Origin of the sequence: Streptomyces sp. NBC_00996, assembly GCF_045162675.1 — a bacterium.
In the GTDB taxonomy this organism is placed as follows: Bacteria; Actinomycetota; Actinomycetes; order Streptomycetales; family Streptomycetaceae; genus Streptomyces.
Genome location: NZ_CP108723.1, coordinates 6,226,858 through 6,239,623 on the forward strand (window position 1 = coordinate 6,226,858; position 12,766 = coordinate 6,239,623).

11 protein-coding genes and 2 pseudogenes are annotated in these 12,766 nt (G+C 68.7%); 7 read left to right on the forward strand and 6 right to left on the reverse strand.

The features are described from left to right. Positions 1–86: 86 nt before the first annotated feature. Positions 87–2,612 (forward strand): ATP-dependent Clp protease ATP-binding subunit, encoded by a 2,526-nt coding sequence (locus OG390_RS29295; RefSeq protein WP_406172467.1) that lies wholly within the window; start codon positions 87–89, stop codon positions 2,610–2,612. A 514-nt stretch (positions 2,613–3,126) separates the two neighbouring features. Further along, positions 3,127–3,753, forward strand: a complete 627-nt coding sequence (locus OG390_RS29300) for a M23 family metallopeptidase (RefSeq protein ID WP_406172468.1) — start codon at positions 3,127–3,129, stop codon at positions 3,751–3,753. Here the strand turns inward: OG390_RS29300 and OG390_RS29305 are convergent. Then, entirely contained in the window at positions 3,750–4,334 is a 585-nt protein-coding gene (locus OG390_RS29305) for a TetR/AcrR family transcriptional regulator (protein ID WP_406172469.1), read from the reverse strand. The two genes, OG390_RS29300 and OG390_RS29305, sit on opposite strands and share 4 nt — an antisense overlap. A 184-nt stretch (positions 4,335–4,518) precedes the next feature. Between OG390_RS29305 and OG390_RS29310 the strand changes: the two genes are divergently transcribed. The 4 genes and pseudogenes from OG390_RS29310 (at position 4,519) to OG390_RS29325 (ending at position 7,059) form a co-directional block, all read left to right on the forward strand. After that, positions 4,519–6,120: an MDR family MFS transporter gene (locus tag OG390_RS29310; RefSeq protein WP_406172470.1), complete on the forward strand. Its 1,602-nt coding sequence runs from the start codon at positions 4,519–4,521 to the stop codon at positions 6,118–6,120. A gap of 248 nt (positions 6,121–6,368) precedes the next feature. Beyond that, positions 6,369–6,701: pseudogene (locus tag OG390_RS29315) on the forward strand (helix-turn-helix transcriptional regulator); the annotation flags it as partial. Next, positions 6,674–6,805, forward strand: a pseudogene (locus OG390_RS29320) (VOC family protein); the annotation flags it as partial. The pseudogenes OG390_RS29315 and OG390_RS29320, both read left to right, overlap by 28 nt. A gap of 80 nt (positions 6,806–6,885) precedes the next feature. After that, on the forward strand, positions 6,886–7,059 hold the full coding sequence (locus tag OG390_RS29325; RefSeq protein ID WP_406172471.1) for a hypothetical protein: 174 nt from the start codon (positions 6,886–6,888) through the stop codon (positions 7,057–7,059). Positions 7,060–7,173: 114 nt separating this feature from the next. Here OG390_RS29325 and cseC read toward each other — a convergent pair whose 3' ends face one another. From cseC to OG390_RS29350, 5 genes are all read right to left on the reverse strand, one after another. Further along, on the reverse strand, positions 7,174–8,517 hold the full coding sequence (gene cseC / locus OG390_RS29330; RefSeq protein WP_406172472.1) for a two-component system sensor histidine kinase CseC: 1,344 nt from the start codon (positions 8,515–8,517) through the stop codon (positions 7,174–7,176). Between the two features lie 41 nt (positions 8,518–8,558). Next, entirely contained in the window at positions 8,559–9,263 is a 705-nt protein-coding gene (cseB, locus tag OG390_RS29335; RefSeq protein WP_399075199.1) for a two-component system response regulator CseB, read from the reverse strand. A gap of 19 nt (positions 9,264–9,282) precedes the next feature. Beyond that, positions 9,283–9,930, reverse strand: coding sequence for a hypothetical protein (locus tag OG390_RS29340; protein ID WP_406172473.1), 648 nt, complete (start codon positions 9,928–9,930; stop codon positions 9,283–9,285). Then, a complete protein-coding gene (locus OG390_RS29345; RefSeq protein WP_399075195.1) occupies positions 9,918–10,469 on the reverse strand; it encodes a SigE family RNA polymerase sigma factor in 552 nt (183 codons plus the stop codon). The genes OG390_RS29340 and OG390_RS29345 overlap by 13 nt, the downstream gene beginning before the upstream one ends. A 236-nt stretch (positions 10,470–10,705) precedes the next feature. Further along, a complete protein-coding gene (locus OG390_RS29350; RefSeq protein WP_406172474.1) occupies positions 10,706–11,614 on the reverse strand; it encodes an A/G-specific adenine glycosylase in 909 nt (302 codons plus the stop codon). 318 nt (positions 11,615–11,932) lie between these two features. Between OG390_RS29350 and OG390_RS29355 the strand changes: the two genes are divergently transcribed. Continuing rightward, positions 11,933–12,751 carry a hypothetical protein gene (locus OG390_RS29355; RefSeq protein WP_406172475.1) on the forward strand — a complete coding sequence of 273 codons (819 nt, stop codon included), beginning with the start codon at positions 11,933–11,935 and terminating at the stop codon, positions 12,749–12,751. The last annotated feature ends 15 nt before the right edge of the window (positions 12,752–12,766 follow it).

Genomic DNA, 12,766 nt, shown 5'->3' on the forward strand with positions numbered 1-12,766 from the left:
CGGTCCCCGCTTGCGGGACTAAGCTGCGGAAGGACAGCGAGGGGAGCGTCCCCTCACTGCCTGACCGCTCTGAGGAGCGATTAACGATGTTCGAGAGGTTCACCGACCGCGCGCGGCGGGTTGTCGTCCTGGCTCAGGAAGAAGCCCGGATGCTCAACCACAACTACATCGGCACCGAGCACATCCTCCTGGGCCTGATCCACGAGGGTGAGGGTGTCGCCGCTAAGGCCCTGGAGAGCCTCGGGATTTCGCTCGAGGCGGTCCGCCAGCAGGTGGAGGAGATCATCGGCCAGGGCCAGCAGGCGCCCTCGGGCCACATTCCCTTCACCCCCCGTGCCAAGAAGGTCCTGGAGCTGTCGCTCCGCGAGGCCCTTCAGCTGGGCCACAACTACATCGGCACGGAGCACATCCTGCTCGGCCTGATCCGTGAGGGCGAGGGCGTCGCCGCCCAGGTCCTGGTCAAGCTGGGCGCAGACCTCAACCGGGTGCGGCAGCAGGTGATCCAGCTGCTCTCCGGCTACCAGGGCAAGGAGACGGCCGCCGCCGGCGGTCCTGCGGAGGGCACCCCCTCCACGTCCCTGGTTCTCGACCAGTTCGGCCGGAACCTCACCCAGGCCGCTCGTGAGTCCAAGCTCGACCCGGTCATCGGGCGCGAGAAGGAGATCGAGCGGGTCATGCAGGTGCTGTCCCGCCGTACCAAGAACAACCCGGTCCTGATCGGGGAGCCCGGCGTCGGCAAGACCGCCGTCGTCGAGGGCCTCGCCCAGGCCATCGTCAAGGGCGAGGTGCCCGAGACCCTCAAGGACAAGCACCTCTACACCCTGGACCTCGGCGCCCTGGTCGCCGGCTCCCGCTACCGCGGTGACTTCGAGGAGCGCCTGAAGAAGGTGCTCAAGGAGATCCGCACCCGCGGCGACATCATCCTGTTCATCGACGAGCTCCACACGCTGGTCGGTGCGGGTGCCGCCGAGGGCGCCATCGACGCGGCTTCGATCCTGAAGCCGATGCTGGCCCGTGGCGAGCTGCAGACCATCGGTGCGACGACGCTCGACGAGTACCGCAAGCACCTCGAGAAGGACGCGGCCCTCGAGCGCCGCTTCCAGCCGATCCAGGTGGCGGAGCCTTCCCTCCCTCACACGATCGAGATCCTCAAGGGCCTGCGCGACCGCTACGAGGCTCACCACCGCGTCTCCATCACGGACGAGGCTCTGGTCCAGGCCGCGACGCTCGCGGACCGCTACATCTCGGACCGGTTCCTGCCCGACAAGGCGATCGACCTGATCGACGAGGCGGGCTCCCGGATGCGCATCCGCCGGATGACCGCTCCGCCGGACCTCCGCGAGTTCGACGAGAAGATCGCGGGCGTGCGCCGCGACAAGGAGTCCGCGATCGACTCGCAGGACTTCGAGAAGGCCGCCTCCCTCCGCGACAAGGAGAAGCAGCTCCTGGCCGCGAAGGCCAAGCGGGAGAAGGAATGGAAGGCCGGCGACATGGACGTCGTCGCCGAGGTCGATGGCGAGCTGATCGCCGAGGTCCTCGCGACCGCCACCGGCATCCCGGTCTTCAAGCTGACCGAGGAGGAGTCCTCGCGTCTGCTGCGCATGGAGGACGAGCTCCACAAGCGGGTCATCGGCCAGAAGGACGCCATCAAGGCGCTTTCGCAGGCGATCCGTCGTACGCGAGCGGGTCTGAAGGACCCGAAGCGTCCCGGTGGGTCGTTCATCTTCGCCGGCCCCTCGGGTGTCGGTAAGACGGAGCTGTCGAAGACCCTCGCCGAGTTCCTCTTCGGTGACGAGGACGCGCTCATCGCCCTCGACATGTCGGAGTTCAGCGAGAAGCACACGGTCTCGCGTCTCTTCGGTTCGCCCCCCGGATACGTGGGCTACGAAGAGGGCGGCCAGCTGACGGAGAAGGTGCGGCGCAAGCCGTTCTCGGTGGTCCTCTTCGACGAGGTCGAGAAGGCCCACCCGGACATCTTCAACTCGCTGCTGCAGATCCTGGAGGACGGTCGTCTGACCGACTCCCAGGGCCGGGTCGTGGACTTCAAGAACACGGTCATCATCATGACGACCAACCTCGGCACCCGGGACATCTCCAAGGGCTTCAACCTCGGCTTCGCGGCCGCGGGTGACGTCAAGACCAACTACGAGCGCATGAAGACCAAGGTCAACGACGAGCTGAAGCAGCACTTCCGCCCGGAGTTCCTGAACCGTGTCGACGACACGGTGGTCTTCCACCAGCTCACCGAGGAAGACATCATCCAGATCGTCGACCTCATGATCGCCAAGGTGGACGAGCGGCTGAAGGACCGGGACATGGGCATCGAGCTCAGCCCGAACGCCAAGTCGCTCCTCGCGAAGAAGGGTTACGACCCCGTCATGGGCGCCCGGCCGCTGCGCCGGACGATCCAGCGCGAGATCGAGGACGCGCTCTCGGAGAAGATCCTCTTCAGCGAGCTGCGTCCGGGCCACATCGTGGTCGTCGACACGGAGGGCGAGGGCGAGGCCAAGACCTTCACCTTCCGAGGTGAGGAGAAGTCGGCACTCCCCGACGTCCCGCCGATCGAGCAGGCCGCGGGTGGGGCCGGTCCGAACCTGAGCAAGGAGGGGTAGGCGCCACGGCGCTCGCCTGAACAAAAGGGGCTGCCCCAGGACTTCGGTCCTGGGGCAGCCCCTTTTGGGTTTGGAGGGGTCCCGGTTTCACGTAGCCCGCGTCACATTCCCGGGCACCCGGATCTATGCCGTCGGTGACATGACGCACAGGCGTTTTGTCCGGTACTAGGTGGAATAGTGGGCTGACAAGAACGGACAAAAGGGGCATTTGACCCGGAACCCTCAGGGTGGCTTCTGTGGCGCGGGTACGTCGAGGCCGAGGGGGCGTTTCCCCAGGAAGGCAATGCCTCGAAGTGGGGCTAAACCCAAGTTTCCGCAACAAATCCGGAAGATCCCTTATAGGGACATCGGTGCTGTCAAGGTTCATCAAGTTTTGGGGTGAAGTACGACTCTACGTCGTAGATAGCCGTTTTGGGGCTTTGTGGGGTTGGGGGTTACCAAGGGATGGCCCACTCGGTGGCCGGCTGCGCGCCGGGTGGTGTTCGACCCCCGTCCCCGTCCTCGTGAGGTCCCCATGTCGAAGCGCGTCACGTTCCGTCTCTCCCGTACGTCCATCCGCTCCCGGGCGGCCGTTCTGGCCGTCGGTCTCGGCGCCTCGGTCGTGCTGGGCGCCGGAGTCGCGACCGCCGACACCCTCGCCGCCGGCGGAACCGCCACCGCGGCGCACACCGTGCAGACACAGGTCGCCGCTCAGGCCGAGGCCGCCGCTGCCAAGAAGGCCGCCTCCTGGGTCGACCCGGTGAAGAAGTACGCGCTGTCCGCCACCTTCAACCAGGCCGGCGGCATGTGGGCCCACAAGCACTCCGGCCAGGACTTCGCCGTGCCGCAGGGCACCGAGGTCGTCGCCGCGCACGGCGGCACCGTGGTGAAGGCCGGCGGCAATGGGGCCGGTGACGGTCCCGCCTACGGCAACGCCATCGTCATCAAGCACGGCAACGGGACCTACTCGCAGTACGCCCACCTGTCGCGCATAGACGTCAGGGTCGGCCAGGTCGTCGCCACCGGCCAGCACATCGCGCTGTCCGGCAACACCGGCAACTCCAGCGGGCCGCACCTGCACTTCGAGATCCGTACGACCCCCAACTACGGGTCCGCCATCGACCCCGTCGCCTTCCTGCGCGCCAAGGGTGTGACCGTCTAAGACGGCGCCGCGCCTCCGTGCGCCTGCGTCACCAGATCGATCGCGACCTCCAGGACCGCCTTGCGCTTGTCCTCGGGGTCGCCTTCGACGTCTTTGAGGACGAACATCCCGGCATGCATCGTGAAGAGCGCGCTGATGCAGCGGACCTGGTCGGTCAGCGGCGCCTCCGGCTCCTTGATGATGTCGAGCATGCTGAGCATGCGGTCCTTGAAGGTCTCGCCGATGCTCAGCTCTCGTACCGTCGCCTGGTTCTCCTGCATGAAGCGGAAGAGCGGGGCCGCGCCGGTGAGGGCTTCGCTGTAGCGGCGCAGCACCTCCTGTTTGGTCTCCAGGGTGTGCGGCTGCTGCCCGCCCCACTCGATCAGCTCGTCGAGCGGCCTCGTCAGATCCTCAAAGAGGCTGATGAGGATCTCTTCCTTGGTCTTGAAGTGGTAGTAGAGCGCCGCCTTCGTGACGTCGAGGTGCTCGGCGATCTCGCGCAGCGAGGTCTTCTCGTAGCCCTGCTCGGAGAAGAGTTCGAGGGCCACGTCCTGGATGCGCTGGCGGGTGTCCCCGCGGCGCTGTCGCTTGGTGCCGTCCATGGTGCCGCCCATCCTCGTACTCGTTGCGCTCCCTGAAAACTTACCTGTCGCCCGGCTGGTAAAACTACTCAAACTTACTTGACGCCCGGCTAGTTACGGGTCTAGTTTCCCTGAGTGTAGTCAACTTGCCGGTCGGCAAGTAAGTAGTCGGCCCGCCGGCAGCGGTACCTAGGGGAGTGAAACGATGGCGGACAACACCGAAACGGTCGCACAGACCGAGAAACAGCCGGCGGAGCAGACCGACAAACAGCCACGCAGCGTACGGGTCGTGCTGCTCGCGCTCATGATCGCGATGCTGCTGGCGATGCTCGACAACATGATCGTGGGTACGGCGATGCCGACGATCGTCGGCGAACTGGGCGGCCTGGAGCACCTGTCCTGGGTGGTCACCGCGTACACGCTCGCCACCGCCGCCTCCACCCCGATCTGGGGCAAGCTCGGCGACATGTACGGGCGCAAGGGCGCCTTCATGACCTCGATCGTGCTCTTCCTGATCGGCTCCGCGCTGAGCGGCATGGCCCAGGACATGGGTCAGCTCATCGGGTTCCGCGCCATTCAGGGCCTGGGCGCCGGTGGTCTGATGGTCGGTGTCATGGCGATCATCGGCGACCTGATTCCGCCGCGGGAGCGCGGCAAGTACCAGGGCATGATGGCCGGCGTGATGGCGTTCGCCATGATCCTCGGCCCGCTGGTCGGCGGCACCATCACCGACCACTGGGGCTGGCGCTGGTCCTTCTACATCAACCTGCCCCTCGGCGTCGTCGCGCTCCTCGCGGTCAGCGCCGTACTGCACCTGCCGAAGAAGCGGGTCGAGGCGAAGATCGACTACCTCGGTGCGGGACTGCTGGCTCTCGGTATCTCGGCCATCGTGCTGGTGACCACCTGGGGCGGCTCCGAGTACGCCTGGGGCTCCGCCCGCATCATGGAGCTGATCGGGATCGGCGTCGCCGCGCTCGTGGGCTTCGTCTTCTGGCAGACCAAGGCCGCCGCGCCGGTCGTGCCGCTGCACATCTTCAAGAGCCGCAACTTCACCCTGATGTCCGTCATCGGCTTCATCACCGGCTTCGTGATGTTCGGCGCGGTGCTCTTCCTGCCGCTGTACCAGCAGTCCGTGCAGGGCGCGTCCGCCACGAACTCCGGGCTGCTGCTCCTGCCGATGCTCGGCGCGATGCTCGCCGTCTCGATGGTCGCGGGGCGGGTCACCACCAACAGCGGCCGCTACAAGGTCTTCCCGCTCGTCGGCAGTGTGCTGATGATCGTGGGGCTGTTCCTGCTCGCGCAGATGGACACCGAGACGACCCGGCTGACGTCCGGGCTGTACATGGCGGTGCTCGGTGCGGGCATGGGCTGCCTGATGCAGATCACCATGCTGGTCGCGCAGAACAGCGTCGAGATGAAGGACATGGGCGTCGCGTCCTCGTCGACCACCCTGTTCCGGACGCTGGGGTCGTCCTTCGGTGTCGCCATCATGGGCGCGCTGTTCAACCACCGGGTGCAGGACGTGATGGCCGAGCGGGCCGGGGCGCTCGGGTCCAAGGTGACCGAGAAGTCCGCACAGCTCGACGCGGCCAGCCTGGCGAAGCTGCCGACGCCGGCCCGCGAGGCCTACCAGCACGCGGTGTCCTCGGGCACGCACTCCGCGTTCCTGCTCGGATCCGTGGTGGCCGTGGTGGCGCTGGTCGCGGCGGTGTTCGTGAAGGAGGTTCCGCTGAAGGGGGCGGGGCCGGCCGCGCCGAAGCCTGCGGATGACGTGGAGTCCAAGGAAGCCGTGGCTGAGACGGTCTGATCTCTCTTGGTCCGAAGGCCCCCGGCGTTGTCCGCCCCGGGGGCCTTCTTCATGAGCCTTCCCGGCTCTTCATGAGTGCGGGTGCACGAGGCGGGGGCCAGCCGGTTTCGCCCGCTCCGCCCCCGCCCGTCCCGTACCTCGGGGCTCCGCCCCCAGCCCCCGTTTAGGCCTTGACCGCCTCGTCCTCGCGCCGGACGGGCCAAGAGCGACTGTCAGTCCCCCGTGCCACCATCTGAACCGTGGACAGAATGCGGCAGCCGCGGCTTGCCAAGGACGCGATGGATCGGGACTGGGCCGAGCCCGGGCTCGATCTCGACGCGGTGGCCGCACATGCCGGCTACTCGCGCTATCACTTCATACGGGCCTTCAAGGCGGCGTACGGCGAGACGCCGGGCCTGTATCCGACCCACCGTCGTATCGACCGGGCCGAGGACCTGCTGTGCACCGCGAACCTGTCGGTGACCGAGATCTGCAACCTGGTCGGCTTCAGCAGCCTCGGTACGTTCTCGGCGCGCTTCAAGGCATGGACCGGGCTGACTCCGAGCGAGTACAGGAGTTCCTGCAGGAGCCGCAGGAGCGCCCGTACGGGACGGAAGCGGTGTTCCGCGACGACTCCGGGAAGTGGTTCTCGTTCAACCAGCCGCGAGAGGGCAGGCTCGACCTGGAGAAGGACTGGGGCTGCTGATTCCCCTTCCGATCTGCTCCGGGGACGGCACCTGCGCCTGGGGCCGGATCGTCGTCGGCGCCGTCGGGATGCACGTCTGGGTGGACCGCAGCAGCGACGGCGGGTGCACCTGGAAACCGCAGCTGGGCCGGCGGGAGATCGAGAGCGGCGGCAGCGTCTGGACCGAGGCCTGGCGCGACCGCAACGGCCAGCTGATGCGGGCCTGCGGAGAGTCGGGCTACAACACGACGATCCACTGCACCAAGTGGTACTAGGACCAAGTGCCGCGTCGGGCTCCTGAGTCCTCCTGATGAGGCCTCCTGACCGGGCCCGTATGCGCAAGGGGCGTGGCGGGAATTCTCCGGCCACGCCGCTTGCCTGTCAGCGCGCTACTTCCGCGACCCCGGCAGCATCGGATAGCTCCCCGTGTTCGTCGGCGCGTGCTCCGGCAGCCACAGCACCGCGACCGCGCCCTCGGCGGGTACGTCGTCCGGTGCCCCCGCCGGGCGTACGTTGCGGAAGGTCAGCCGAGCGCCCAGCACCCGGGCCTGGCCCGCGGCGATGGTCAGGCCCAGGCCGTGACCGTGGCCCGCACGGTCGGTGCTGCCGGTGCGGAAGCGGCTCGGGCCATCGGCGAGAAGCGCTTCGGGGAAGCCGGGGCCGTGGTCGCGGACGCGGATGACGCGGCCCTCCACGGTGACCTCGATGGGAGGCTTGCCGTGCCGGGAGGCGTTCGCGAGGAGGTTGAACAGAACGCGCTCCAGACGCCGCGGGTCCGTCGTGACCTCCGACTCGTGCACCACACGCACCTCGACGTCCGCGTCCTTGGCGGCCACACGGCGCGACACGAACTCGCCGAGCATGATGTCCTGCAGCTCGGCCCGCTCGGACGCGCCGTCGAGCCGGGCGACCTCCAGGACGTCCTCGACGAGGGTGCGCATGGCCTGCGCCCGGTCCCGGACGAGCTCGGTGGGACGGCCGGGCGGCAGGAGCTCCGCGGCCGTCAGCAATCCGGTCACGGGCGTACGCAGCTCGTGCGCGATGTCCGCGGTCACCCGGCGCTCGGCCTCGATGCGCTGCTGGAGCGCGTCCGCCATGGCGTCCACGGCACGCGCGAGGTCGTCGGTCTCGTCGCGCACGACACCGCCGATCGCGTCCCGTACCCGTACGTCGGTCTCGCCCTTGGCGACCTGGTTCGCGGCGGACGCGGCCTTGCGCAGCCGGCCCGACAGCTGGCCGCCGATGAGCACGCCGAGCGCGCTGCCACCGAAGACGACCGCGATGGAGCCGATGATGAGCGCCTGGTCGAGGTCCTTCATCACGTCCGCGCTGCGGTCAGTGAACCGCTCGTGCCAGGACAGCACCCTGCCGTCCCTGAGCGGGACGGCAGCCCAGATGTCGGGGACCCCGTTCGGGCCGTCGGACACGTAGGTGGCCCGCCGTCCCTCCGAGACCTTCGCCAGCAGGTCCGCCGGGATGGCCGGATCGTCGAGCTTGACCCCGACGGGCAGCGGCCGGCCGGGCCCGTATACGCGCTGTGCGAAATGGATACGCTCGTTTGCCAGGTCGCGCGAGTTGTCGAGCATCGAGACGCGCGCCGCGTTGTGCACGACCAGGCTCAGCGCGATCGCGACCAGGGCGCCGACGAGGGCGATGGCCGCGCTGAGCTTCCACCGGATGCCGGTGCGGATGGCCAGGCCATCACTTGTACCGCCGGCCACGCCCACACTCATACCGTTGTCCGGGCGTCGAAATATCCCCCGCATACCCCTGCTCAGGCCTTCAACTTGTAGCCGAAACCGCGGACCGTCTCGATCCGGTCCTGGCCGATCTTCGTGCGCAGCCGCTGCACATGGACGTCGACGACCCGGGTGTCTCCACCCCAGCCGTAGTCCCACACACGTTCGAGCAGCTTGTCGCGACTGAGCACGGTACCCGGCGCGGACGAGAACTCGAGGAGCAGCCGCATCTCGGTAGGCGTGAGCGCCACCGGCGTACCGCTCTTGAGCACCTCCATGCCCTCGGTGTCGATCTCGAGGTCGCCGAAGGCGAGCACCCCGCCGTCGACGGACGAGGCGACCTCGGCCGCCTGGGCGCCGCCGTTGGCGTGTCCGAAGCGGCGCAGTACGGCACGGATGCGGGCGACCAGGACGGCGCCGTCGAACGGCTTGGTCACGTAGTCGTCGGCGCCCGCCTCCAGGCCGAGCACGACATCGATCGAGTCGGCGCGCGCGGACAGCATGATCACGGGGACGGTCGACTCGTCACGGATCCGGCGGCACAGCGAGACCCCGTCGAGTCCGGGCACCATGACATCCAGCAGGGCGATGTCGGGGCGGTCGGCGCGGAACGCCTCCAGACCGGACAGTCCGTCGGGCATGGCGGTGACCGCGAAGCCGTCGCGCTCCAAGGCGAGCTGCGTGGCCTCGCGGATGACGTCGTCGTCCTCGACGAACAGGACGTGGGTCTGCTCTGCCATCCGGCTGCTCCGTGTGCTCTCAGTTCGAGGGGGCGGGCGAGTCGGCGCCGCCCACCGCGTTGCTGTAGTCGTTGTGGATCCGGGACCGCTCGGTGAAGCGGGCCGCGGACCAGCCGTAGGTGATCACTTCTTCGCTGGAGGGATACGACACCGGGTCGTCCGTCTTGTACAGCTGCTGGGTGACCACCAGATCGCCCCGGTCGATCTCGGCGTAGACGGGAGGCTGCTCGGCCTTGAAGACATTCTCGTACTTGCCGTTTTTCTCGCGGTACACGTACGAGCCCATGCCGACGGCATCGGCGCAGGTCATCACGTTGATCACGATGTCGTCCGAGGAACCCCCGGTCAGGTTCCCGTACGACACGTCGACCGGATACTCGTCAGCGACGCACGGCTTCAGATCGCGCTTGACCGACGCGCTGACCTGTGGGTCGTCCTTGACGAGTTGGACCGCGTCCACCCGCTTGGCCGCCTTGCCGGGCGAGGCGGAGGCGGTGGGCGAGGCGGCGCCCTTGGCCACCGCCTCACTGCCCGCCGGACCCTCGTCGCGGGCGCCCGTACCCCCCGTGGCGCAGGCGGTCACGAAAAGGCTGAGGGCGGTGAGCACGGCCGCTGCCGTACTCCCCGCCTTCAGGACCTCCCTGGCCCGAGTTCCTAGGCCGCGCAACGCTCCCGCTCCTCACTCGGTTCGAGCGCGCGGGCGCCGCGCTCCTCGTAGTTCCGGCTCTCCAGCTCCTCGCGGAGCCGGGCCAGCGCCCGGTGCAGCGTGCTCTTGACCGTTCCGGCCGACATGCCAAGCGCGGCGGCCGTCTCCTCCGTGGACATCTGCTCCCAGTGTCGCAGCACCACGACACTGCGCTGCTTGGGAGCGAGCACCTTCATGATGTCCATCAGGAGCGCGCGATCCGCGTGCTGCTCGGTGGAGTCGTCGATGGACGCGTCCGGCAGCTGCTCCGTCGGGACCTCCTCCAGCTTCCGGGCCCGCCACCACTCGGTGCGCGTATTGATCATCACGCGGCGCAGGTACGCGTCGGCCAGCCGTTTGTCCGCGATGCCGTCCCAGCGGCCGTACGTCCGTACGAGCGCGGTCTGCAGCAGGTCCTGGGCGTCGACCGGGTCGGGGACCAGGCGGCGGGCACTGCGCAGCAGCGCGTCCTGCCGAGTGCGGACGTACTCTTCGAATTCGAGCACCTCGCCGTGCGCCATGATCAACCGCCTCCATCCCCGTTTCCGACCTGCCTGCTGCCGGTTGTCCGTTGCTGTGCCGCGTTGTGTGCGGTACGCAAATGAAGCTACGGAGGCGTTGTCACGGGGTTGTCCGAGCCAGCCTGCGGCAAGCAATCGGCTGTCCGTCGGTTGTGTAACGGATGTAGGTGCGGGGTAAGGCGAGGTGGCTGTGCGTCCTGTTTGATCCGCCTTTGCTCTGCGGATCGCCTCAACTGCTAGGTCAACGGCAGCCGATACAGACCGCCCGCGAGCGGTTCCACGAGTCCGTCGGCGACGAGACCGTCGAGCGCGCGGGCCCGCTGCACGGGTTCGTGCCATACGCGGTCCAGGGCGGCCTGCGGCACGGGCCCGACTGCCTCTCTGAGCACGGCGAGGAGCTTCCCACGGACCTGCCGGTCCGTACCCGCGTAGGTCTGTCCGCGCCTCGGGGGCCCGTCGTGCTCCGGCTTGCCCGCCAGCCGCCAGGTGCACTGCGCGGCGATCGGGCAGCGGTCGCAGGTCTCGTTCTTCGCCGTGCAGACGAGCGCGCCGAGCTCCATGGACGCGGCGGCCCAGCGGGAGGCCGTGCGCTCGCTCTCGGGGAGCAGCGCGCGGGCGAGCTTGCGTTCGGCGGCGGTGGTGGCGTTCGGCGGGTACTGCACGCCGGTGACGGCACGTGCGAAGACCCTTCTGACATTCGTGTCGAGCACGGCGTGCCGCTGCCCGTACGCGAACGACGCCACCGCCGCGGCGGTGTACTCCCCGATGCCGGGCAGCGCGAGCAACTGGGCGTGCTCGGTGGGTACGTCGCCGCCGTGCCGCTCCGTTATGGCCACCGCCGCGCCGTGCAGGCGCAGCGCGCGCCGGGGGTAACCGAGCCGGCCCCAGGCGCGGACGGCCTCGCCCGGCGCTTCCTTCGCCAGGTCGGCGGGGCGGGGCCAGCGGGCCAGCCACTGCTCGTACACGGGCAGGACGCGGTTCACCGGGGTCTGCTGCAGCATGAACTCGCTGACCATCACTCCCCAGGGGCCGGCGTCCGGGCGCCGCCAGGGGAGGTCGCGGGCGTGCTCCTCGAACCAGGCGATGACGGGGGTGTGCAGGGGCTCGCCAGGGGCGTTTTGGGTGGGCTTGGTGGGTGCAGTCATGGCGTAGTCGATCCTGCCATGCGGGGGTTGGGGGTGCGCGCTCGACGCCGGGTGCGGACGGGGTGGTTTTTCGCCCCCTTTCGCCGCACCCGTCCCGCTCCTGGGGCCCCGGGGTCCCAGGAGGGGCCCTGTAAGGGGCGTGGGGAACGGCGCGACAAGCCCCCACCCACCCGTACCCGGAGAACAGCCCGGGGGTCTGGGGCAGAGCCCCCCGGGGGGCGAACAACCGCCTGGCGTCGAGATGATGATCCGGAAAAGTTGAAGTCGGGGCGGCGGGTGGGGCAAGCGCCGGGGCGGATCTCTCGTACAGTTTGCGCCGTGGGATCTCTGCGCAATCCGGTCGGGCCGCTTCCCTCCACCATCTACTGGCGTCGGAGGGCCGTTCTGCTGTCTGTGGTCGCCCTGTTGGCGCTGCTCATCGTGTGGGTGGTCGGCTCCGGCGGCGGAGGCGGCAAGAACAACGCCGACGGGTCCAACGGCAAGAATCCCGCGCCCTCGATCACTCCCGGCCCCTCCGGCTCCGGCCCCGCGATCAGCCAACACCCGGGCGGTCGCGACGAGTCGAGCGGCAGCGACAGCAGCGGCGGAAGCAGCGACGGAAGCGGGACCGGCGACGGGACGGGGTCCGCTTCGGGGGGCTCCAGTGGCAGCGGAGGCGCGTCCAGCGGCGGGTCCGACGACGGATCCAACGGCGCCGGAGGGGCGGGGGAGCAGCTTCCCGCCGGGTCCAGCCTCCCCAACTGCACTGCCGACGCGGTCAAGTTGACCCTGCGCAGCGTGCACAACACCTACGCCCCCGGCGACAAGCCCACGTTCGAGCTCATCGCCAAGAACTCCTCCGGCAGCGCCTGCAAGGTCGATCTGGGCCCGAAGAACACGGTGCTGACGATCACTCAGGCAGGCAGTGACACCGACATCTGGTCCTCGGACGACTGCCCGAAGAGCGTCGGCAGCCTCCTCTTCCGCGTACCGGCCGACGGGCGGGTGACCTACAGGGTGGAGTGGGACCGCAGGGGCAGCGCCCCCGAGTGCGCCACGCCTCCGGCCGGTTCGGCGTCCGCCGGTACGTACTTGGTGGAGGCGAAGGCGCCGGGACTGACGAAGGCCCAGACGTCATTCGTGCTGTCGAAGGACTAGGCCCCAGCGGGCTCC